Origin of the sequence: Pseudomonas monachiensis, assembly GCF_047345015.1 — a bacterium.
Lineage (GTDB): Bacteria > Pseudomonadota > Gammaproteobacteria > Pseudomonadales > Pseudomonadaceae > Aquipseudomonas > Aquipseudomonas monachiensis.
On sequence record NZ_CP178857.1, the window covers coordinates 257,029 to 280,320 of the forward strand.

At 60.0% G+C, this 23,292-nt stretch carries 18 protein-coding genes and 1 pseudogene; 11 read left to right on the forward strand and 8 right to left on the reverse strand.

The genetic code is table 11. The features are described from left to right. Positions 1-94: 94 nt before the first annotated feature. The 4 genes from ACMDB8_RS01125 to glnA form a co-directional block, all read right to left on the reverse strand. Positions 95-715, reverse strand: a complete 621-nt coding sequence (locus ACMDB8_RS01125) for a DUF4124 domain-containing protein (protein ID WP_223541781.1) — start codon at positions 713-715, stop codon at positions 95-97. Further along, on the reverse strand, positions 712-1,227 hold the full coding sequence (locus ACMDB8_RS01130) for a DUF4124 domain-containing protein (protein ID WP_056725784.1): 516 nt from the start codon (positions 1,225-1,227) through the stop codon (positions 712-714). Before ACMDB8_RS01130 ends, ACMDB8_RS01125 begins: the two co-directional genes overlap by 4 nt. A gap of 25 nt (positions 1,228-1,252) precedes the next feature. Continuing rightward, entirely contained in the window at positions 1,253-1,675 is a 423-nt protein-coding gene (locus ACMDB8_RS01135; RefSeq protein ID WP_056725783.1) for a cupin domain-containing protein, read from the reverse strand. Between the two features lie 178 nt (positions 1,676-1,853). Beyond that, a complete protein-coding gene (gene glnA / locus ACMDB8_RS01140) occupies positions 1,854-3,260 on the reverse strand; it encodes a type I glutamate--ammonia ligase (RefSeq protein ID WP_008002929.1) in 1,407 nt (468 codons plus the stop codon). Positions 3,261-3,588: 328 nt separating this feature from the next. Between glnA and thiI the strand changes: the two genes are divergently transcribed. Both thiI and typA read left to right on the forward strand, forming a co-directional pair. Further along, a complete protein-coding gene (thiI, locus tag ACMDB8_RS01145; RefSeq protein WP_056725781.1) occupies positions 3,589-5,043 on the forward strand; it encodes a tRNA uracil 4-sulfurtransferase ThiI in 1,455 nt (484 codons plus the stop codon). 139 nt (positions 5,044-5,182) lie between these two features. Continuing rightward, on the forward strand, positions 5,183-7,003 hold the full coding sequence (gene typA, locus ACMDB8_RS01150; protein ID WP_007989225.1) for a translational GTPase TypA: 1,821 nt from the start codon (positions 5,183-5,185) through the stop codon (positions 7,001-7,003). A 159-nt stretch (positions 7,004-7,162) separates the two neighbouring features. Here typA and ACMDB8_RS01155 read toward each other — a convergent pair whose 3' ends face one another. Further along, the gene (locus ACMDB8_RS01155; protein ID WP_056725779.1) at positions 7,163-7,603 is read right to left on the reverse strand and encodes a YkgJ family cysteine cluster protein; all 441 of its coding nucleotides are present in this window, start codon (positions 7,601-7,603) and stop codon (positions 7,163-7,165) included. A 256-nt stretch (positions 7,604-7,859) separates the two neighbouring features. On the opposite strand from ACMDB8_RS01155, the gene ACMDB8_RS01160 reads away from it, so the two are divergent. The 5 genes from ACMDB8_RS01160 to ACMDB8_RS01180 all read left to right on the forward strand — a co-directional run bounded on the left by ACMDB8_RS01160 (position 7,860) and on the right by ACMDB8_RS01180 (position 16,879). Then, a complete protein-coding gene (locus ACMDB8_RS01160) occupies positions 7,860-10,310 on the forward strand; it encodes a glycogen/starch/alpha-glucan phosphorylase (RefSeq protein ID WP_409078521.1) in 2,451 nt (816 codons plus the stop codon). Positions 10,311-10,481: 171 nt separating this feature from the next. Beyond that, a complete protein-coding gene (locus tag ACMDB8_RS01165) occupies positions 10,482-13,688 on the forward strand; it encodes a DUF2339 domain-containing protein (RefSeq protein WP_409078522.1) in 3,207 nt (1,068 codons plus the stop codon). Next, a complete protein-coding gene (locus tag ACMDB8_RS01170) occupies positions 13,685-15,058 on the forward strand; it encodes a DUF3999 domain-containing protein (protein WP_223541779.1) in 1,374 nt (457 codons plus the stop codon). The genes ACMDB8_RS01165 and ACMDB8_RS01170 overlap by 4 nt, the downstream gene beginning before the upstream one ends. 204 nt (positions 15,059-15,262) lie before the next feature. Beyond that, complete coding sequence (locus tag ACMDB8_RS01175) at positions 15,263-16,273, forward strand: class 1 fructose-bisphosphatase (RefSeq protein ID WP_007975526.1); 1,011 nt, start codon at positions 15,263-15,265, stop codon at positions 16,271-16,273. Positions 16,274-16,276: 3 nt separating this feature from the next. After that, positions 16,277-16,879: a DUF924 family protein gene (locus tag ACMDB8_RS01180; protein WP_223541778.1), complete on the forward strand. Its 603-nt coding sequence runs from the start codon at positions 16,277-16,279 to the stop codon at positions 16,877-16,879. Positions 16,880-17,014: 135 nt separating this feature from the next. On the opposite strand, the gene ACMDB8_RS01185 is transcribed toward ACMDB8_RS01180, so the two are convergent. Both ACMDB8_RS01185 and ACMDB8_RS01190 read right to left on the reverse strand, forming a co-directional pair. Further along, positions 17,015-17,779, reverse strand: coding sequence for a methyl-accepting chemotaxis protein (locus ACMDB8_RS01185; protein WP_409078610.1), 765 nt, complete (start codon positions 17,777-17,779; stop codon positions 17,015-17,017). A gap of 93 nt (positions 17,780-17,872) precedes the next feature. Next, positions 17,873-18,907, reverse strand: a pseudogene (locus ACMDB8_RS01190) (HAMP domain-containing protein); the annotation flags it as partial. Positions 18,908-19,188: 281 nt separating this feature from the next. Here ACMDB8_RS01190 and ACMDB8_RS01195 point away from each other — a divergent pair. Together ACMDB8_RS01195 and ACMDB8_RS01200 are read left to right on the forward strand one after the other, a co-directional pair. Next, positions 19,189-19,443, forward strand: a complete 255-nt coding sequence (locus tag ACMDB8_RS01195) for a hypothetical protein (RefSeq protein WP_056725770.1) — start codon at positions 19,189-19,191, stop codon at positions 19,441-19,443. A 30-nt stretch (positions 19,444-19,473) separates the two neighbouring features. Next, entirely contained in the window at positions 19,474-20,043 is a 570-nt protein-coding gene (locus ACMDB8_RS01200) for a lipocalin family protein (RefSeq protein WP_056725768.1), read from the forward strand. Between the two features lie 117 nt (positions 20,044-20,160). On the opposite strand, the gene ACMDB8_RS01205 is transcribed toward ACMDB8_RS01200, so the two are convergent. Then, positions 20,161-21,525, reverse strand: a complete 1,365-nt coding sequence (locus ACMDB8_RS01205; RefSeq protein WP_409078523.1) for a formimidoylglutamate deiminase — start codon at positions 21,523-21,525, stop codon at positions 20,161-20,163. A 146-nt stretch (positions 21,526-21,671) separates the two neighbouring features. Here ACMDB8_RS01205 and hutC point away from each other — a divergent pair, with 146 nt between their 5' ends. Further along, positions 21,672-22,382, forward strand: coding sequence for a histidine utilization repressor (gene hutC / locus ACMDB8_RS01210; protein ID WP_162135916.1), 711 nt, complete (start codon positions 21,672-21,674; stop codon positions 22,380-22,382). Then, complete coding sequence (locus tag ACMDB8_RS01215; RefSeq protein WP_409078524.1) at positions 22,379-22,948, forward strand: HutD/Ves family protein; 570 nt, start codon at positions 22,379-22,381, stop codon at positions 22,946-22,948. The genes hutC and ACMDB8_RS01215 overlap by 4 nt, the downstream gene beginning before the upstream one ends. Positions 22,949-23,292: the final 344 nt, after the last annotated feature.

Consider the following 23,292-nt stretch of genomic DNA (forward strand, 5'->3'; position numbering starts at 1 on the left):
GCCAGCTTTCGCGGGTACTTTCGAACCAAAATGGGTTGGAATGTGAGTGCGGTGCAAGCTATTGCACCAATATAGTGCGCAAACCTGAATGAGGTTAGAAAAGTCTCAGGAAAGGATTTTTTTCTTCGCCAGGTTTGTCGCTGAGCGGGCATTCCGGCCGCTGGCCGTAGTCTTCGAGGACACAGGGTTTGATTCTGCGCTTCTGGGCGAGAGACGTGCGCTGCATGTGGAAAGGCTGGCTGGCGGTGCGTTCGACGATGCGTCCCTGTTCGTCGAGGATTTCCACGGACAGGGTATGGCTGCCGCGATCGATGTTGCTCAAGGCGAACACCGGGCTCAGGCCGGGGTCGGCGGTGGGCTGGCCGTCGAGCAGCAACCGGTAACGGTGGCCGGGTTGCAGGGCGGGTTCGTTGGTGGCGCTGATGATGACTTCGCCGGTGTTGCTACGGATGGTTGCGTCGGGTTCCGGGATCAGGATGCGCAGCACCTCATAGTGGAACAGCGCTTGTACTTCGGGGCTGCTCTGGGCAAGCGATGGCGCTGCACTGGTGGGAGTGGCCGCTATTCGATTGCTCGTTATCAGTGGTACGCGCCTGGCGTCGCCGGGTTTGGGCTGGTCGGTGAAAACCCGATTGCCCTGAGCATCGAGATACATGAAGACCTCTGCCGAGGCGGGCAGGGCGATCAGGCAGGCGATCAGTAACCAGGCCTTCAAGGCTTGTGCACCCGCTGTACGGTGAATGTCACCGCCGGGCTCTGCTGCACAACATTTTCGCCATCGATCACTTGTACGGCGAGACGGTGTTCGCCGCGATCGATGTTCACCAGTTGCAGGGTCGGTACATTGCCTGGCTCGCCGTAGGGTTGACCGTCCAGCAGCAGGCGCAACAGGTGAGGGCGTTGCAGGTGCGGTTTGATCAGTACGTTTATCGTGAAGGTGCCATTGTTGGCGCGTAACGCTTCTGTGGTGGGCAGGCCGGTGAGTTCCAGTTTTTCGTAGGCGCCGTGGATTGGCTCGGGGATATTGCCTGCCTGAGGTTGCGCAAGATCGCCGGGTGGTTGGCGCTCGATGCTGTTGAGTGGTGGCAGATCCACCGCCCGGGCTTCAACGCCATCGGGCGGTTGGTTGCTGTAGGCGGTATTACCGGCAGCATCGGTGTATCTGTAGATTTGGGCCATCACAGGAAAAATGAAGGACAGCAGTAGAAGGAGTAAAAGTGGCCGCATTCGGACTTCCTGTGTGAAGCAAGGACTACTCCGCCAATGGAATGCCTTCGCTGCCAGCATAGAACACAACAAGTTCTACCGGTTCATCGCCGGTGACGCCGCGATGGGTGATGTTGACCATTTCGGCCAGCGCTTCGCCTGGTTTGATACGCCGGGTCTGGCCGCTGTTCCTGTCTTCGACTATCAGCTCGCCAGAGAGGATGTAAGCCGCGTTGGGAATCGGATGAGTGTGCCAGGGGAGTTTGCTATTGGCAGGGATCGTGAGTTTGAGCACGGTCAGTTCGGGCGCGGCGTCCGGGTAGCGAATGTAAGGTGTGTTATCCCACGACTTGCTGCTTTGCAGCAGGATTTCCCGTTTGATTTCTGTCGGCTGGGGGATTGTGTTGCAGCCCAGGAGGGCGAAGGTGGTGAGAGCGGCCAGTAGCGTCTTGAGTGGGAAGGTTTTCATCATTCCATCCGTTGATTGCAGGTAGTGAGCAGGCTACGAGTCATTCAAGTTGGTTGATGCCGGACGATGCCGTGTGTGCCCGAGGAGATGTCGGGTTTCATTGTCGGAAGTTGCCCACAAAAAAGGCCTCCCGAAGGAGGCCTCTTTTTGTCACGCCGCGTGTTGCGACGCTACCGGATCAGCAGCTGTAGTACAGCTCGTATTCCAGTGGGTGTACGAAGGTACGTACCTTGATTTCTTCTTCGCTTTTCAGGGCGATGTAAGCGTCGATGAAGTCGTCGCTGAAAACGCCGCCTTTGGTCAGGAACGCACGACCTTTGTCCAGCTCTTCCAGGGCTTCTTTCAGGCTGCCGCAAACTTGTGGGATCTCTTTGGCCTCTTCAGGCGGCAGGTCATACAGGTTTTTGTCAGCAGCGTCGCCAGGGTGGATCTTGTTCTGGATGCCGTCCAGGCCAGCCATCAGCAGTGCGGCGAAGCACAGGTACGGGTTGGCAGCCGGATCCGGGAAGCGTGCTTCGATACGGCGGGCTTTCGGGCTCGACACGTAAGGAATACGGATCGAAGCGGAGCGGTTGCGAGCCGAGTAGGCCAGCATCACTGGAGCTTCGAAGCCTGGAACCAGACGCTTGTAGGAGTTGGTTGCCGGGTTGGTGAAGCCGTTCAGGGCCTTACCGTGCTTGATGATGCCGCCGATGAAGTACAGGGCGGTGTCGGACAGGCCGGCATAGCCTTCGCCTGCGAAGGTGTTCTTGCCATCTTTCCAGATGGACATGTGTACGTGCATACCCGAGCCGTTGTCGCCGTACAGAGGCTTAGGCATGAAGGTCGCGGTACGGCCGTAGGCATCGGCAACGTTGTGCACGACGTACTTCAGGGTTTGGGTTTCGTCGGCTTTCTTCACCAGGGTGTTGAACTTGACGCCGATTTCGTTCTGTCCGGCAGTCGCCACTTCGTGGTGGTGAACTTCGACGGTCAGGCCCATTTCTTCCAGTGCGTTGCACATGGAGGTACGGATTTCGTGGTCATGGTCGAACGGCGGAACCGGGAAGTAGCCGCCTTTGACGCCTGGACGGTGGCCTTTGTTGCCGCCTTCGATGTCCTGGTCGGACATCCACGAACCTTGTTCGGAGTAGATCTTGAACATGGAGCCGGAAATGTCGGACTTGAACTTCACCTGGTCGAAGATGAAGAACTCTGGCTCTGGACCTGCGTATACGGTGTCACCGATAGCGGTGGCTTTCAGGTGCTCTTCGGCGCGCTTGGCGATCGCACGTGGGTCGCGGTCGTAGCCTTGCATGCTCGAAGGTTCGATGATGTCGCAGACCAGGATCAGGGTCGGTTCTTCGGTGAACGGATCCAGGACGGCGGTGGAGTCGTCCGGCATCAGGATCATGTCGGAGGCTTCGATGCCTTTCCAGCCAGCGATGGAGGAACCGTCGAACATTTTGCCGACTTCGAAGAAGTCGTCATCCAGCGCATCGCGAGCCGGCATGGTCACGTGGTGCTGAGTGCCTTTGGTGTCCGTGAAGCGCAGATCAATCCACTTGACGTCATGATCTTTGATGAGTTGAACCGACTTCGACATAGTGTCCTCCGGGTGGCTTCGGGCTAGTAGTGGATGCCCTTAAATGTGGGTGATGCCGGCGCGAATACTCTGCCAAGGCAACCTGCCTCACAAGGGAGCAAATTGCATGCCAGTGCCCCAGCATGGGTTTTTTGCCCCAAAAACACGCTTGCGGGGGCATATTGCGCTTTAAAGCAGAAAATCTCGCCCTGTAATGTGGCGCCGCTTCCTACAAATGACCTGTTTTGGTGCGCGCGAAACCTTCTGCACATTAACTGGTTAAACCTTGAGCAATTTCCGCTATAATCCGCGCCCCCCTTTTTCGGCAGGCCATGCGCGCGCTGTTTCCATGAAATTAATCGTAAAAGTCTTCCCCGAGATCACCATCAAGAGCCGCCCGGTACGGATGCGTTTCATCCGTCAATTGGCCAAGAACATCCGTGCCGTGCTCCGCGATCTGGACCCGGCCGTGGTGGTGAACGGCGTGTGGGACAACCTCGAGCTGGAAACCCGTGTCAGCGACCCAAAGGCCTTGAAGGAGATGGGCGAACGCCTGAGCTGCATGCCGGGCATCGCGCATTTCCTGCAAATCGATGAGTACCCGCTGGGCGATTTCGACGACATCGTTGAAAAGTGCAAGCAGCACTACGGTGATGCACTGGCCGGCAAGATCTTCTCGGTACGTTGCAAGCGCGCCGGCAAGCACCCGTTCAGCTCGATCGATATCGAAAAATATGTCGGCAGCCAGTTGCGCCGTCAGTGTGGTGCCGCCGGGATCGACCTGAAAAAGCCGGAAATCGAAGTCCGGATCGAAGTTCGCGACCAACGGTTGTTCGTGATCCACAGCCAGCACAACGGCATCGGCGGATATCCGCTGGGCGCGCTGGAGCAGACCCTGGTGCTGATGTCCGGTGGCTTCGACTCCACCGTGGCGGCCTACCAGATCATGCGCCGCGGCCTGATGGCGCATTTCTGCTTCTTCAATCTGGGCGGACGTGCCCACGAACTGGGCGTCATGGAAGTCGCGCATTTCATCTGGAAGAAGTACGGCAGCTCCCAGCGCGTGCTATTTGTCAGTGTGCCGTTCGAAGAAGTGCTGGGCGAAATTCTCGGCAAAGTCGATAACAGTCATATGGGCGTAGTATTGAAGCGTATGATGTTGCGCGCTTCGTCCCAAATTGCCGATCGACTGCACATCGACGCACTGGTCACCGGTGAGGCGATCTCCCAGGTGTCGAGCCAGACGTTGCCGAACCTGTCAGTGATCGACTGCGTGACCGACAAACTGGTCCTGCGCCCACTGATCGTCGCGCACAAGCAGGACATTATCGACACGGCCAACGAAATCGGCACCGCCGATTTCGCCCGGCACATGCCGGAATACTGCGGCGTCATCTCGGTCAATCCGAAGACCGCGGCCAAGCGCCATCGCGTCGAGCATGAAGAGAAAGAATTCGATATGGCGGTACTCGAGCGTGCGCTCGAAAACGCCAAGCTGGTGCCGATCGATCGCGTGATCGATGAACTGGGCCAGGATTTGCAGATTGAAGAAGTCAGCGAAGCGCTGGCCGGTCAGATCGTCATCGACATCCGTCACCCGGATGCCGCTGAAGACGACCCGCTGGACCTCGCTGGCATCGAGGTACAAACGATGCCGTTTTATGCAGTTAACGCTCGTTTCAAGGAACTGGACCCTACTCGCCAGTACCTGCTGTATTGCGACAAAGGCGTGATGAGTCGCCTGCATGCCCACCATTTGCTCAGTGAGGGGCATGCCAATGTGCGCGTTTATCGACCGAGCTAAGTGCCCGGGGCTGTTTGCCTGTGGCCTGCGTCACCGGCCCCCCGATGCCACCGTCAAGCTGTAACGGCTTTCACGGACGCTACTGTTAATCGCTGCCAAGACTTGTCAGCACACCGAATCCTCTGATCGAGATACACAAGTGATCGAAAATCTACGCAACATCGCCATCATTGCCCACGTTGACCATGGTAAGACCACCCTGGTAGACAAACTCCTGCGTCAATCCGGCACCCTGGAGCGCAACGAGCTCAACGACGAGCGCGTGATGGACTCCAACGACCAGGAAAAAGAGCGCGGTATTACCATCCTGGCGAAAAACACCGCCATCAACTGGAACGGCTACCACATCAACATCGTGGACACCCCGGGCCACGCCGACTTCGGCGGCGAAGTTGAGCGCGTAATGTCGATGGTCGACTCCGTTCTGCTGCTGGTTGACGCTCAAGACGGCCCTATGCCGCAAACCCGTTTCGTGACCAAGAAGGCTTTCGAAGCCGGCCTGCGTCCGATCGTGTGCATCAACAAGGTTGACCGTCCAGGCGCGCGTCCGGACTGGGTTCTGGACCAGATCTTCGACCTGTTCGACAACCTGGGTGCCACCGAAGAACAGCTGGACTTCAAAGTCGTCTACGCCTCGGCCCTGAACGGTATTGCCGGTCTGGACCACACCGAAATGGCTGAAGACATGACCCCGCTGTACCAGTCGATCGTCGACAACGTACCGGCGCCGGCTGTTGACCGTGAAGGTCCGTTCCAGATGCAGATCTCCGCACTGGACTACAACAGCTTCCTGGGTGTTATCGGTGTTGGCCGTATCGCTCGTGGTCGCGTCAAGCCGAACACCCCGGTTGTCGCTATCGGCGCCGACGGCAAGAAGCGTAACGGTCGTATCCTGAAGCTGATGGGTCACCACGGTCTGCACCGTGTGGACGTTGAAGAAGCTGCTGCAGGCGACATCGTATGCATCAGCGGTATGGACTCGCTGTTCATCTCCGACACCCTGTGCCACCCGGACACCGTTGAAGCGATGAAGCCGTTGACCGTCGACGAGCCAACCGTTTCCATGACCTTCCAGGTAAACGATTCGCCATTCTGCGGTAAAGAAGGCAAGTTCGTGACTTCCCGTAACATCAAGGAACGTCTGGACAAAGAGCTGCTGTACAACGTTGCACTGCGCGTTGAAGAAGGCGACTCGGCTGACAAGTTCAAGGTTTCCGGCCGTGGCGAACTGCACCTCTCGGTACTGATCGAAACCATGCGTCGCGAAGGCTTCGAAATGGCTGTAGGCCGTCCGGAAGTGATCATCCGTCTGGTTGACGGCGTGAAGCACGAACCGTTCGAAAACGTCACCATCGACCTGCCGGAAGAATCCCAGGGCAAGGTGATGGAAGAGATGGGCCTGCGTAAGGGCGACCTGACCAACATGGTGCCGGATGGCAAGGGTCGTGTACGTCTGGAATACAACATCCCTGCTCGTGGTCTGATCGGTTTCCGTAACCAGTTCCTGACCCTGACCAACGGTGCTGGCATCCTGACCTCGATCTTCGACCGTTACGACGTGATGAAGTCCGGCGACATGTCCGGCCGTCAGAACGGCGTTCTGGTTTCGGTTGAAACCGGCAAGGCACTGACCTACTCCCTGGAAACCCTGCAGGCGCGTGGCAAGCTGTTCGTAGAACACGGTCAGGAAATCTACAACGGTCAGATCGTTGGTCTGAACAGCCGTGACAACGACCTGGGCGTCAACCCTACCAAGGGCAAGAAGCTCGACAACATGCGTGCTTCGGGTAAAGACGAAACCATCGCCCTGGTTCCACCTGTTCGCTTCACCCTGGAACAGGCTCTGGAATTCATCCAGGACGACGAGCTGTGTGAAGTGACTCCTAAGTCCATCCGTCTTCGCAAGAAGATCCTGGACGAAAGCGAGCGTACCCGCGCTGCCAAGAAAGCCAAGGCATAAGATTTAGCCCGGCTTAACGAAAACGCCCCCGGTCGAAAGGCCGGGGGCGTTTTTGTTTGTCTGAAGCCATAAAAAAGATCGCAGCCTTCGGCAGCTCCTACAAAAGCACTGTCGTGCGCATTTCTGTAGGAGCTGCCGAAGGCTGCGATCTTTTCGGGCTTAAAACTTTTCTAAAGTCCGGCGACTGCTGCTCTCGCGCTCCACTTCTTTGGGCTTGTACGCGCAATACCCCGGCCGCGGGCCGATTTTCGGGTGATTGCGGCAAGTATCCGGGCGCTTTTCATAAATAGTGCACAGACGGCTCTTACGATCCAGGTAGTAGCAATCGTTGTTGCTCATGCGCTGGAGGGTGAAGATTCCTGACTTCTGGTTGAAACGCTCGACCAAACCTTCCTTTTGCAGGCGTTTGGCGATGTTCTTCGGCGGGTCACCCAGCTCGAATTCATCGACTACGCCGATACGGACCAGATCCTTGATCTTGACCTCGACCGGCAGGGTGCAGCAGCTGGACATGCACGAGCCGCACATCGGGGCGGAGTACTTGGCCCAGGTATCGAGTCGGTCGATCTCCGCGGCGGCGATCAGGTTCGGCTTCATCATCGGTTGTTACCAGCGTGTGCATCAGGGCGCGCGATCATACCGGGACTGGTGGATTTTTGAACAACCTTTCGCCAGTTTTTTTCACGGACGGCGCAAACAACCGGAAAATAGGCACGAGCCCTGCATTGATTCAGGCACAAGACAACGCAATGTCGATCCAGCTCGCATTCAAAGGAAAAACTGCCGAACCAGAGCCTCTACCGCCTGTCAGACCGACTAGGCTCAGACAACTCCAAGCTCGCTCGAGGTCCTATCGATGACTCAAGAACCACTTGTTCGCGAAGCAGAGGTGGCCGCATTCCGCGACGCCGTCTTGACCAAACTCACTTATGCAGTGGGTAAAGACCCGGATCACGCCTTCGACCACGATTGGTTCGAAGCCATTGCACTGGCCGCGCGGGATCACATGGTCGAGCACTGGATGGACCACACGCGGCAGATCTACCGCAAAGGCCAGAAGCGCGTTTATTACCTCTCCCTGGAGTTTCTCATCGGCCGGCTGCTCTTCGACAGCCTGAGCAACCTCGGCCTGCTCGACGTGGCCCGCGAAGCCCTGACCGAACTCGGCGTCGACCTTGAGCGCATTCGCTTGCTGGAGCCCGATGCGGCCCTGGGCAACGGCGGCCTCGGGCGTCTGGCAGCGTGTTTTCTGGAAAGCATGTCGACCCTCGGCATCGCCGGTCATGGCTACGGTATTCGTTACGAACACGGCTTGTTCCGCCAGGCCATCGTCGATGGCTGGCAACAGGAGCAGACCGAACACTGGCTGGATTTCGGCAACCCCTGGGAGTTCGAGCGCCCGGAGGTGGTTTACCCGATCGGCTTCGGCGGCAGTGTCGAGACAGTGACCGATGACAGCGGCAAGTCCAGGCAAGTCTGGCACCCGGCGGAAACCGTACGGGCCATTGCGTATGACACGCCGGTGGTCGGTTGGCGCGGGGCGAGCGTCAACACGCTACGCCTGTGGCGCGCCCGGGCCATGGAAGATCTGCACCTGGAGCGTTTCAACGCCGGCGACCACCTGGGCGCGGTGGCCGAAGTGGCCCGGGCCGAAAGCATCTCCCGGGTGCTGTACCCGGCGGACAGCACCGAGGCGGGCCAGGAGCTGCGCCTGCGCCAGGAATACTTCTTCGTCGCCGCCTCGTTGCAGGACCTGCTGCGCCGCCATCGCAACATGCACACTTCGGTGCTGACCCTGGGCGATCATGCGTCGATCCAGCTCAACGACACTCACCCCTCGATTGCCGTGGCTGAACTGATGCGGCAACTGGTCGACGTCTATGACGTGGCATGGGATGCGGCGTGGCAGGTCACCGTCGATACGCTCTCGTACACCAACCACACGTTGCTGCCCGAAGCGCTGGAAACCTGGCCGGTCGGCTTGATGGAACGCATGCTGCCACGGCACATGCAGATCATCTACCTGATCAACGCCCAGCACATCGATTCCCTGCGGGCCAAAGGCATCCACGATTTCGATGTGCTGCGCGCGGTATCGTTGATCGAGGAAGACAACGGTCGCCGGGTACGCATGGGCAACCTGGCGTTTCTCGGCTCCCACAGCATCAACGGTGTGTCCGGGTTGCACACGCAACTGATGCGTCAAACGGTGTTCTCCGAACTGCACAAGCTCTACCCGGAGCGGATCAACAACAAAACCAACGGCATCACTTTCCGCCGCTGGCTGTATCAGGCCAATCCGGAGCTGACCTCGATGCTGGTCGATACCCTCGGCCCCGAAGTGCTGGATAACCCGGAAGAGCGTTTGCGCGCCCTCGAACCGTTCGCCGAGAAAAGTGCATTCCGCAAGGCGTTTGCCGAGCAACGCCTGCACAGCAAGAAAGCCCTGGCGTACCTGATTCATGAGCGGTTGGGTGTGGCGGTCAACCCGGCGGCGATGTTCGACGTGCAGGTCAAGCGGATTCACGAATACAAGCGCCAGTTGCTCAACCTGATGCACACCGTGGCGTTGTACCAGGCGATTCGCGCGGAACCTGAAATCGACTGGGTACCACGGGTGAAGATCTTCGCCGGCAAGGCGGCCGCCAGTTATCACCAGGCCAAACTGATCATCAAGCTGACCAACGACATCGCCCGGGTGGTGAACAACGACCCGACCGTGCGCGGCTTGCTAAAAGTGGTGTTCCTGCCCAACTACAACGTCAGCCTGGCGGAGAGCATCATTCCGGCGGCGGATTTGTCCGAGCAGATCTCCACCGCCGGGTTCGAAGCGTCAGGCACCAGCAACATGAAATTCGGCCTGAACGGCGCGCTGACCATCGGCACCCTGGACGGGGCCAACGTGGAAATGTGCGACCGCATTGGCGCCGAGCACATGTTCATCTTCGGCCTCAGCGCGCAGCAGGTGGAGGCGCGCAAGCAGAACCATGAGTTCAGCGCGGTGCCGGATATCGCCGCGTCCCATCGTCTGAATGATGTGCTGCAGGCGATTCGTGGCGGGGTGTTCTCGCCGGATGATCCGTCCCGTTATGCCGGGTTGATCGATTCGCTGGTGGACTACGACCGCTTCCTGGTCTGCGCCGACTTCGATTCCTACTGGCACGCCCAGATGCGCGTCGAAGCCCATTGGCACGATTCGAAGGAGTGGTGGCGTTCAGCCGTGTTGAGCACGGCGCGGATGGGCTGGTTCTCCTCGGACCGGACCATTCGCGAGTACGCCACGGAAATCTGGAAGGCACTGGAGTAAGTCTTCAGACCGGCGGATATACTGGCGCGCCGGAAAAGATCGCAGCCTTCGGCAGCTCCTACAGGATCGCGTAATACCGCGACTATGTAGGAGCTGCCGAAGGCTGCGATCTTTATGGATACGGCTGAGCTAATCTTTCCGGATTGGCCAATGCGCTTAGGGATATCGACCATGCAATGGATGTTCATGCTGATAGGGCTGGTGCTCGGCTGGATACTTGACGAGTCATTCAGCGATGCGCTGCTGGGCGCGTTACTCGGATTGGGTATCGGCCAGGCCCTTCGCTTGGCTCGCATGGACTCGCAGGCCGTCGAGCAGCTGCGTTTGCTGGAGCAGGCCCAGGTCGCGCTGCACGCGGTCGAGCAACGGCTGGCGCTGCTCGAGGCATCGGGCGTCAAGACGCCGCAAGCCCGCGAACCATTTGCCTCACCTGAAACCATCCTTGATGAAGTACCTGTCGCAGCCCCGGATTTGCTCTGGGAGCTACCGCCCGAACTCGAGCCGGTAGCCGTCGCAGCCAGCGAAACCAAGCGTTTGCAGCCTGTCGATGCCTGGAGGTCCGAGCCGTCCGCTCGCGAACCACAGCCACCCGTCACCCCGCGTGGCCCGAACTTCATCGATCGTGCCATCAGCCGTGCCCGCGCCTGGTTGTTCGGCGGCAATACCGTGTTGCGGGTCGGCGTGGTGCTGCTGTTCCTCGGCCTGGCCTTTCTGCTGCGCTATGCCACCGAAGGCGTGGTGGTGCCGGTTGAGTTGCGTTACGCAGGTGTTGCGGCGGCGGCCTTGGGGCTGCTCGGGCTGGGTTGGTGGTTGCGAGCGCGCAACAACAGTTATGCGTTGATCCTGCAAGGTGCCGGGATCGCCGTGCTGTACCTGACGGTGTTTGCCGCGATGCGCCTGCATCCGCTGCTCGATCCCTCGGCCGGGTTTGGCCTGCTGGTGGCGGTGACGGCATGTTCGGCGATTCTCGCCATTACCCAGGACTCCCTGGGGCTGGCCGCCGCTGCCGCACTGGGTGGATTCGCCGCGCCGCTGCTGGCCTCCACCGGTGCCGGTAGCCACGTCGCACTGTTCAGCTATTTTGCCCTGCTCAACGCCGGCATCTTCGCCATCGCCTGGTTCAAGGCCTGGCGGCTGTTGAATGTCATCGGGTTCAGCGGCACCTTCGGCATCGGTTTCGCTTGGGGCCTGCGCTCCTACTCGCCGGAGCAGTTGTGGAGTACCGAGCCGTTCCTGATTCTGTTTTTCCTGATGTACCTGGCCATTGGTCTGCTGTTCGCCCGGCGCAGGCTGCTGGAAATGAGCGATGCACCGGCAGAGGGCAGTCGCGAATCGCTGCTGCAGTGGTCGGCGCACAAGGGCAGCTACGTCGACGGCACGCTGCTGTTCGGTCCGCCGCTGGTGGGTTTCGGTTTGCAGTTTGCATTGGTGCAGCATCTGGAGTTCGCGGCGGCGTTCAGTGCCTTGGCGCTGGGCATGATTTACATGGGGCTGGCCCGCTGGCTGATGGCCGGGCGCACGCTGTTGCTGGGGGAAACCTGCCTGGCCCTGGGTGTGATCTTCGCCAGCCTGGCGATTCCGCTGGGGCTCGATGCACGCTGGACGACGGCGGCGTGGGCGGTGGAAGGCGCGGGGATCTTCTGGCTCGGTCTGCGCCAGCAAAGGCCCGTGGCCCGGGCCTTTGCCTTACTCCTGCAACTGGGGTCGGCGCTGGCGTTTCTCAGCGAACTGCACGACAGCGAGAGCAGCCTGCTCGGCGGTGTACCGCTGGGCGCGTTGTTGCTGGGCGTCGCGCTGCTGTTCAGCTTCTACCAGTTGCGTAAAGCCCTGCCGGAACAGATCAGGCCTTGGGAACTGAAAGGTCTGCCAATCCTGGCGTGCCTCGGGCTGTCGTTTCTCTATTTGCTGGCGCCGTTGTTTTTCTTCAGCCACGGCACGGTGATCAGCTGGGCCCTGGCCGGGGCGCTGACGTTGTTGGTTGGCTTGCGCCTGCCATCGCGCACCTTCGTGTTCAGCGCGCTCGCTGTGCAACTGTTGGGTGGTGCGTTGTTCCTGGCGACGGGGCCGCTGTTCAGTGAAGAGCTGAACCCCTTGGCTCATGCCGGATTCTGGGCGCCGCTGGTGTTGGGGCTGGCGGCGATGGTCGGGGCCTGGCGTTTGCAGATTGGTCATTCGCTTGGAGTATTCGAAGGGCTGAGCCTGTTGCGATTGTCCCAGGCGTTGCTGGTGTGGGGCGCAGGCTGGTGGGCGTTGGCCTGGGTCATCGAAGTGCTGCATTTTGCGCCGTTGCCGATGCGGGCGCCTTTGTTGTTGGGCATCGCGGCCGTGAGTGTGGCCCTGTGGACGGTAGTGGCGCTGCGCCTGAAATGGCCATCTCTTGGGGCACTCGGCACGGTGTTGATTCCCGCAGCGGCGCTGGTGCTGCTCGCGGCTTGGCACTCGCGTTATCACCCGGCAGCCAATGTCGGCTGGCTGGCGTGGGCCGCCGTGTTCGTGGTGCATTTCATGTCCCTGCGACGCCTGGCGCCCATGCTGCCGGCGCGCGCGACGAGCGTCGCCCATGTGCTCGGCTGTTGGTTGTTGATGGGGGTGCTGGCTCTGGAGTTGCGTTACGGCTTGCTGGTGTTGTCCGAGCAATACAACGCCTGGCGCTGGTTGGGTTGGGCGATTCTGCCCAGTCTGTACCTGGTGCTGATGGCGGCACCTCGCGCGTGGCCGTGGCCGGTGTCGGCGTATCCGCGCGAATACCGTGTATACGCCGCCGCGCCGTTGGCGTTGTTGATGCTCGGCTGGTTCTGGCTGGCGAATGTCGCCAGTGACGGCAACGCCGAGCCACTGCCTTACGTGCCATTGATCAACCCGCTGGAACTGGGCCTGTTGTTGGCGCTGTTCGGCGTCTATGTCTGGTCCCGCAGCGCCATGACACAACTGGCGGTCCGCGAGGATTACGCCGCCATCGCCACGCAAGGGGTCGCAGGTGCCTCGCTGTTCGTGTTCTTTACTGCGTTGGTGATGCGTACGGCACACCATTGGAGTGGGGTGCCGTTCGAGCTGGATCTGTTGCTGGCGTCGATGCGGGTGCAAGCCGGCCTGTCCATCGTTTGGACCTTGATGGCCCTGAGCCTGATGATCGGCGGCCATTTGCTTCGCCGCCGTGAAGTCTGGTTGATCGGCGCGGCCTTGATCGGCGTGGTCGTGGCCAAGCTGTTCTTTGTCGAATTGAGTAACCGCGGCGGGCTGGCGCGGATCGTGTCGTTTATCGGTGTCGGTGTATTGCTGCTGGTGGTGGGCTATTTCGCCCCGCTGCCGCCCAAGCGTGCCGAAGCTGAGCCGGATAACGAGAAACCGGTCCCGGAATCCGAAGGAGTGTCGTCTTGAGTCAGAAGCTTAACCTGGGTTGGCTGGGGGCTGTCGCCATGGGTGTGGTGTTATCGGCGGTTGCCCAGGAAAAACCGGCGGACTTCGCCACTCAAGTGCCTTTGTCGGTGACGGGCGAAGGCCCCTGGTATCGACTTGAACTGCCTCTGAACGTACAGCTGAATGCACGGCAGACGGACCTGAGCGACGTGCGTGTGTTCAACGCCGTGGGCGAAGTTCAGGCTTATGCCTTGGCCCGGGAGTCGGCGCGGAGCAATGAAACCCGCACCTTGAACGAGGTGAAATGGTTTCCGTTGTACAGCTCGTTGGACGCCACTGAAACCGCGCCGAGTGTGCGGGTGCAATCGAACACCAACGGCACGTTGGTCCAGGTGCAGCCCTCCAGTCAGCTGGAGGCAGGCGAGGAGGAGTTGCGCGGCTGGTTGCTCGACGCATCGTCTATCAAGGCACCGTTGCAGCAGTTGGTTCTCGACTGGATCAGCGAGCGCGACGGATTCCAGCGTTTCACCATCGAAGCCAGCGATGATTTGCAGCATTGGCAGTCCTGGGGCGAAGGGCAGGTGGCGCGCCTGACCTTTTCCGACGAGCGGGTCGAACAGCATGAAGTCAACCTGCCGGGCCAGTCGGCACGCTACCTGCGGTTGCTGTGGATCACCCCGCATTCGGCGCCGACACTGACTTCGGCGCAACTGCAAAGCGCCAATATCCGCAGCCTGCCGCTGCCGTTGGTCTGGTCCCAGGCGTTAGCCGGCAGCAGCGTGAAGGCGGGCGAGTACACCTGGCAGCTGCCGATGGGGCTGAATGTCGAGCGGGTGCAGGTCGAGTTGAGCCAGCCCAACAGCCTGGCGCCAGTGAGCCTGGCCGGCCGGCGCGACAGCAGCCTGCCATGGCAGTCGTTGGGCAGCGGTTTGCTCTATCGCCTGACCCAGGACGGTCAGGACGTGGTGCAAAACCAATTGCAGCTGTCAGGGCAAATCGTCCAGCAATTGAAACTGACCGTGGACGAACGCGGCGGTGGCCTGGGTGATCAGGCGCCGACGCTGAAGTTTGCCGTGCGCGCCACGCAACTGGTGTTCCTGGCGCGTGGGCCGGGGCCTTACACGCTGGTCGTGGGGAATTCGACGGCGAAGGCGGCGAACTTGCCGCTGTCGACGCTGATTCCGGATTACAGCCCGGCAAAACTCCCGACCCTGGGCCGGGCCAAGGTGGATGTCGGGGCGGTGGTCTCGAATGCGGCGACAGAGAAAAGGCTGGCGACGACGGACACCCAGTGGAAGACATTCGGCTTGTGGGCGGTGTTGTTGCTCAGTGTCCTGTTCCTGGCAGCGATGGCGTTCAGCCTGCTACGCAAACCGCCAGCCAAATCCTGAAGAAGGCTGGCGAATGCGTTCGCCCGGTCAATGAAAATACCGAAATGACCGCAGTTCTCAGGCTCTCATCCAGCCCATTTCCAACTACGCTCATCCCCGCGCATGAACTCTCTTCGGCCGATCACGTCTGATAGGAGGAAATGCGCCCCGACTCGCGTTAAACTGCGCGGGTTTTTAGCCCCCCCCATTCCTCCGGAGCCTTCCATGTCCCGCGTTACCTTGAGTCGCTATTTGATTGAGCAGACCCGCAGCAACAACACTCCTGCCGATCTGCGCTTCCTGATCGAAGTGGTGGCGCGTGCCTGCAAGGAGATCAACCACGCCGTGTCCAAAGGCGCCCTGGGTGGTGTTCTGGGCAGCATGGGCACTGAAAACGTCCAGGGCGAAGTGCAGAAGAAGCTCGACGTGATCTCCAACGAGATTCTGCTCGAAGCCAACGAATGGGGTGGTCACCTGGCCGGCATGGCGTCCGAAGAAATGGACAACGCCTACCAGATCCCGGGCAAATACCCGAAAGGCGCGTACCTGCTGGTATTCGACCCACTGGACGGTTCGTCGAACATCGACATCAACGCCCCGGTCGGCACCATCTTCTCGGTACTGCGTTGCCCGAACGAATACCTGAGCCAGAACGAGCCCTTGAATGAAAAGGCCTTCCTGCAGCCAGGTACACAGCAAGTGGCCGCCGGTTACGCGATCTACGGTCCGCAGACCATGCTGATCCTGACCCTGGGCGACGGCGTGAAAGGCTTTACCCTGGACCGTGAAATGGGCAGCTTCGTACTGACCCACGAAAACATCACCATTCCTGAAGCCACCCAGGAATTCGCCATCAACGCGTCCAACCAGCGTCACTGGGAAGCACCGGTACAGCGCTACGTCAGCGAATTGCTGGCAGGCGATGAAGGCCCGCTGAAAAAGAACTACAACATGCGCTGGGTTGCCGCGATGGTCGCCGACGTGCACCGCATCCTGACCCGCGGCGGTCTGTTCATGTACCCACGCGACAGCCGCGAGCCGTCGAAGCCGGGCAAACTGCGCCTGATGTACGAAGCCAACCCGATGTCGTTCCTGGTCGAACAAGCGGGCGGCGCGTCCACCGACGGCCATCAGCGCATCCTCGACATCCAGCCGGAAGGCCTGCACCAGCGTGTTGCGGTGTTCCTCGGTTCGAAAGAAGAAGTTGCCCGCGTCACGGCTTACCACAAGGAGTAAACCATGACCGCGCCCTGGCAGCCGTTGCTTGATTGGTGGTTCGGAAGTTCCGGGTCAGCGAGGGAAGTGGCGGCGCAGAAGGGCAGGTTGTGGTTTGGCAAGCGCGACAGCCAGGACCTCGAAGCGCGTGAGCGTTTCGGGGGCCAGGCCGAGCAGGCACTGGCCGGCGGATTGACCGAGTGGATGCAACGTCCCGAAGGTTGGCTGGCCCTGGTGCTGTTGCTCGATCAAATCCCGCGAATGATCTTTCGCGATACTCCAAAAGCATTCTCCGGCGATTCCCGCGCACAGAAACTCGTGGCCCAAGGCATTGCGGCGGATTTCGATCGGCAGTTGCAGCCGATTCAGCGGGTGTTCATCTATTTGGTGTTCGAGCACAGCGAAAACCTTGCGGTGCAGAATGAAGGTGTCTCGCGTTACATCGAATTGGTGGCGCAGCAGCCGGAGGTCGATCGGGCGTTGTTCGCCGATTATCTGGACTTTGCCGAGCGGCATCAGAGGGTGATTGCGCAGTTTGGGCGGTTTCCGCATCGCAATGCGGTGTTGGGAAGGGAATCGACGGCTGAGGAAATTGAGTTTCTTTCGGGGCCCGGGTCTCGGTTCTAATTTTTTCGTCGCTGCTGATGCCGTCTTCGCGAGCAAGCCCGCTCCCACAGTGGATCTTGGTCGTACACAAAGTTTGTGTCCACTGAAGATCAAATGTGGGAGCGGGCTTGCTCGCGAAGGGGCCCGAGAGAACAATTAGATCCTGAAACTCCCCACCAACTGCTTCAACCGCGCCGCCTGCCGTTCAAGATCGGCACACGCACGCAAGGTCGACTGCAGGTTCTCCACACCTTCCTGGTTCAGTGTGTTGATCTCGGTGATGTCGACGTTGATCGACTCCACCACGGCCGTCTGTTCTTCAGTGGCGGTGGCGACCGACTGGTTCATGCCATCGATCTCCCCGATGCGCAGGGTCACGCTCCCCAGTCGCTCGCCCGCCTGGTTGGCGATGCCGACGCTGCTTTCGCTCTGGCGCTGGCTGTCGGTCATGATGCCCACCGCTGCCCGGGCGCCGACTTGCAGCTCTTCGATCATCGTCTGCACTTGTTGCGCCGAGTCCTGGGTGCGGTGAGCGAGGTTGCGCACCTCGTCGGCAACCACCGCGAAACCACGGCCGGCCTCACCGGCTCGCGCCGCTTCAATCGCCGCGTTCAGTGCCAGCAGGTTGGTCTGCTGGGAGATGCTGGTAATCACTTCCAGGATCTGCCCGATGTTGACCGTGTTGCTGTTGAGGGTCTCGATGTTGCCGCACGAATCGCTGATCTTGGCCGACAGTTGCTGCATCGCAGCGATGGTTTTATCCACTACCTGTTGGCCGTCTTCGGCCAGGCTGCGGGCATCGCTGGAATGTTGCGAGGCGAGGGCGGCGTTTTGGGCGATTTCCTGGGCGGCGGCACCGAGCTGGTTGATCGCCGCGGCCACGCTGTTGGTGCGCGAGGCTTGCTGGTCGGAGTTGAACATCGACGAGTTGGAAGCGGCCACCACCCGCAGCGCCACTTCGTTGACCTGGCCGGTGGCTGAGGATACTTCGATGATCGAGGTGTGAATGCGTTCGACGAAACGGTTGAACGACAGCCCCAGCGCGCCGAACTCGTCGTGGCCGTGAATGACCAGGCGCTTGGTCAGGTCACCTTCGCCTTCGGCGATGTCGTGCATGGCGCGACCCATGGTCAGCAGCGGCTGCATCAACAGGTTGATCAGCATGCCCAGCAGCACAATGATGATCACCACGGCAATCACCATGGCAATGATCGCCGAGGTGCGGAACTCGCTGAGCATCGAGAACGCGGTGTCCTGGTCGAGCACCAGAGCCACGTACCAGTCCGCCGACGGTACGCCGTTGACGTGGGTGAAGGAGATGAACTGGCGCTTGCCGTCGATCTCGACCTCTTTCATGCCCGGGCTGACTTTCGGCGCACCGTTGGGGTAGGCCTCGGTCAGGTTCTTGAGTACCAGCTTGCTGTCCGGGTGAATCAGGATCTTGCCGTCGGCACCGACGATGAACGCATGGCCGTGACCGCCGAAGTTCAGCGAATTGATGATTGCACTGACGCTGGACAGGTCGATGTCGGCGCCGGCGACACCAATCATCTGGCCCTGATGCAGCACCGGGGTGGCGACGGTGATTACCAGCTTGCCGGAGGAGGCGGCGATGTAGGGTTCGGTGACGATGGTCTGTTGCGCGCTGTTGGCCGCCTTGTACCAGCCGCGGGCGCGCGGGTCGTAGTCCGCCGCGCGGTTGCCCGCCGGGACCGAGAACATCACGCCGTCGGTGCCACCGAAGTAACTCAGCTGGAAGTTGCCGGTGTAGGCGGGCAGGTCGATGATCCGTTTCAGGCCAGCGGGAGCATTGCCGTCGGCGTTGATCTGTTGGGCCATCGACTGCAGCAATTGCATGCGGCTTTCCAGCCAGGTCTGGATGTTGCTGGTGGTCAGGCTGCCGAGTTCCTGCATCGAGGCCTCGGTACTGTTGCGCAAGGTTTCGCGCTGGCGATAGTCGTTGAACAGGATGAAACAAGCGAATGCGACGGCCACCACGAGGGCGGCAGCCAGCAATATCTTGTGGCTGAACTTCATGTTTCGGGTCATGGATGAGCTACCGCAGAGGGGCTGTTCGACAAAATGGGAGAGCAAGCGCCAGCGACGTGGCTTTGCGTTGCATTTATGTCGACTGAACGGCGCCAAAGATTAGGCGGATTTTCTGAAAAACGATGAAATGCCCGGTAAACAGGCAAAGTGGCTGATTTTCGGCAAAAGGTAGACGAGTGGCCCGATAAATAGCCTGCCGGGCAGGGAACCAGACAGGGGTTTTCTCTTCTAAGCTTCAGCTTGGCAGCCATGCCAATCCCCTACGCCCCCGGAGTTTCACCATGTCGTTGCGTTCCATCGCCCTGCTTTCGTTCTGCGTATTGCTCGCTGCCTGCAGCAAGGTCAATCAGGAAAACTACTCGAAGCTCTCCGCCGGCATGGCCAAGGCCGAAGTGGAGACCCTGTTGGGCAAACCCGCCGATTGTTCAGGCGCGCTCGGCATGTCCAGCTGCACCTGGGGCGACAAGAACAGCTTTATCAGCGTGCAGTTCGCCGGTGACAAAGTGCTGATGTTTTCCGGCCAAGGCCTGAAGTAAACCGGGGCGATCGCCCACGGGAGAAAAATAATGAAGCGGTTATTGATCATCCTTTTTGCCGGCCTGGTGTTGGCCGGCTGTGCCACGTCTGGCCCGGACCCGTTGGCCCCCAAGACAGTCAATAGCGTTAACCTCAAGCGCTACCAGGGCACCTGGTACGAGCTGGCTCGCATGCCGATGTACTTCCAGCGCGACTGCGCGCAGTCCGAAGCCCATTACACGCTCAAGCCCGACGGCAACGTCGCGGTCTTGAACCGCTGCCTGACGGCGCAGTGGCAATGGGAAGAGGTCAAGGGCACGGCTTATCCACAGACGCCCGGCAAGAACGACAAGCTGTGGGTCGAGTTCGATACCTGGTTTTCCAGGTTGATCCCGGGTACGGCGAAGGGCGAATACTGGGTGCTGTATGTCAGCGATGACTACAAGACCGCCATCGTCGGTGATCCGAGCCGCAAGTATCTGTGGCTGTTGTCGCGCACGCCGACCGTGAACGGTGTGGTGCGTGAGGAGCTGCTGAGCAAGGCGCGTCAGCAGGGTTACGACACCACGCGGCTGATCTGGCGGGCATCGGAACAGCAGATGGCGAAGACATCTAACTAGCGGTGCGACTGAAAAAGATCGCAGCCTGCGGCAGCTCCTACATCGATCCGGTTGGTCGCAATCATGCGGATAAACACGGAACCTGTAGGAGCTGCCGCAGGCTGCGATCTTTTGCTTTTAACCGAGCAAGTCGCGCAGGACCTGGGTGAAGGCGCGGCTGCTTTCCTCTTCGTCCGCATGCCGACCGTCACGCACGACCCATTGGCCATTGACCAGCACATCACGCACCTGGCGATCGCCGCCGGCAAACAACCAACGGTTGAGAATCCCGTCGCCACTGGCCGTTGCCAGGTACGGATCGTTGCCGTCGAGCACCAGCCAGTCGGCGCGCTTGCCGACTTCCAGGGCGCCAATCGGCTGGCCCAGTGCCTGGGCGCCGCCATCCAGCGCCGCATCAAACAGCGTACGACCGACCATTGGCTGATCTGCGCCATACAAACGATTTCGACGCTGGTCGCGCAGACGTTGGCCGTATTCCAGCCAGCGTAATTCTTCCACCACGCTCAACGACACATGGCTGTCGGAACCGATGCCCATGCGACCGCCCTGGGCGAGGAAATCCACCGCCGGGAAAATCCCGTCGCCCAGGTTGGCTTCGGTGGTCAGGCACAGGCCCGCGATGGCGCGGCTCCTGGCCATCGACGTGACTTCTTCCGGGTTGGCGTGGGTCGCGTGGACCAGGCACCAGCGCTGATCGACATCGACGTTTTCATACAGCCATTGCAGCGGACGACGACCGCTCCAGGTCAGGCAGTCGTCGACTTCTTTCTGCTGCTCGGCAATGTGGATGTGCACCGGGCATTGCTTGTCGCTGGCCGCCAGCACTTCGCTGATCTGCTGCGGTGTTACCGCGCGCAGCGAGTGGAAACACAGGCCCAGTGCTTGCGCCGGTTGCTGCGCCAGCACCGGTTGCAGGCGCGATTGCAGCTTGAGGTAGTTTTCGGTGCTGTTGATGAAACGGCGCTGGCCTTCGTTCGGAACCTGGCCGCCAAAACCGGAATGGCTGTAGAGCACTGGCAGCAGGGTCAGGCCGATACCGGCGGAACCCGCAGCCTGGCTGATACGCAGGGCCAGTTCGGCCGGGTCCGCGTAAGCCTGGCCATTGATGTCATGGTGCACGTAATGAAATTCCGCCACCGACGTGTAACCGGCCTTGAGCATTTCGATGTACAGCTGACGGGCGATGACGCCGAGTTGCTCCGGGCTGATTTTTCCGACGAGGCGATACATCAGGTCGCGCCAGGTCCAGAAACTGTCGTTCGGATTGCCCGCCACTTCCGCCAGCCCGGCCATGGCCCGCTGGAAGGCGTGGGAGTGCAGGTTCGGCATGCCAGGCAACAGCGGACCGCTTAACCGTTCGGCGCCATCTGCGTTGGAATCGGCCTGGATATGGGTCAATACGCCGTCGGCGCTGACCTCAAGACGTACATTGTTGGCCCATCCACTAGGCAGCAGCGCGCGTTCGGCAAAGAAGGCGGACATGGTTCAGCACCCCATCGTGTGTTATTTGTATATACATATACAGACGTTTGCCTGCCCGGTAAACTCCGGCAAGCTAGCGACATCAATCAAATGACCAAGGATTAACCGTGCCGACTCCGCCTCCAGTCTCTCCGTTGGCCGCGAACATGGGCGACAGTCCGGCGCCCTTGTACGCCCGCGTCAAACAAATGATCACCCAGCAAATCGACAGTGGAAACTGGCCGCCGCACTACCGCGTTCCGTCGGAAAGCGAGCTGGTCAGCCAGTTGGGCTTCAGCCGCATGACCATCAACCGCGCCCTGCGCGAGATGACCGCCGATGGCCTGCTGGTGCGCATGCAGGGCGTCGGCACGTTCGTCGCCGAGCCGAAAAGCCAGTCTGCGCTGTTTGAAGTGCACAACATCGCCGACGAAATCGCCTCTCGCGGCCATCGCCACACCTGCAAGGTCATCACGCTCGAAGAAGAAGCCGCCGGCTCCGAGCGCGCCCTGGCCCTGGACATGCGCGAAGGGCAGAAGGTGTTCCATTCGCTGATCGTGCATTTCGAAAACGATATTCCGGTGCAAATCGAAGACCGTTTCGTCAATGCGCTGGTGGCGCCGGACTACCTTAAACAGGACTTCACCCTGCAAACGCCCTACGCCTACCTGAATCAGGTCGCGCCGCTGACCGAAGGCGAGCACGTGGTTGAGGCGATCCTGGCCGAGCCGTCCGAATGCAAATTGCTACAGATTGAAAAAGGCGAGCCGTGCCTGCTGATCCGTCGCCGCACCTGGTCCGGTCGTCAGCCAGTGACCGCCGCTCGCTTGATCCACCCCGGTTCCCGTCATCGTCTGGAAGGTCGGTTTCATAAATGAATCAGTTGAAGGTTTTACGCGCCAAAGATTACCCGCGCATGCCGTGGAAAAACGGCGGCGGCAGCACCGAAGAGATCACCCGCGATGCCGGCACCGGCCTGGATGGCTTTGGCTGGCGCCTGTCGATTGCCGACATTGGCGAATCGGGCGGCTTTTCCACCTTCGCCGGTTACGAGCGAGTGATCACCGTTTTGCAGGGCGACGGCATGAGCCTGACGGTGGATGGCCAGGACACTCGGCCACTGTTACCGCTGGACCCGTTTGCCTTCAGTGGTGAAAGCAAGGTTGCCTGCACATTGCTGGGCGGGTCGATTCGTGATTTCAATCTGATTTACGCGCCGCAGCGTTATGCCGCGCGGTTGCAGTGGTTGAGCGGTGAGCAGCGGTTCTTCAGTTCAGCGGGCACGGTGTTGGTGTTCAGCATCAGCGATGCGCTGGAAGTTGTGGTCGGTAACAGCGCTTCGAAGCTCGGTCGTCATGACTGCCTGCAACTCGACGGTAACGCTAGCCTGCTGGAAATCTCCGTCAATGGCCCATGCTGTGTGATTGAGCTGGCCGCACGCTGATTCTGAATTTTCAAAGGATCGCAGCCTTCGGCAGCTCCTACAGGATGCACACCATCCCATGTAGGAGCTGCCGAAGGCTGCGATTTTTTGCATTTCAGCGTTCCCGAAAGCGCACCACTTTGTTACCGAATGCCCCAGCGTGGCGCAATACCACGCTCAAGTAACAAAATCCCCTCGCCACAAAAATCCCCCCGAAAATTTTTCATCTACGCCAGAACCCTTGTTCCAGGCGCTCTCCAGCCATTTCCGAATTTTTCTTGAATGCTCATCCAACAAGTTGGCCGCTTGATTGCATATGCTTGTATGTACAAGTAAAGACGTATGTGTATGAGTCACGAGGACTC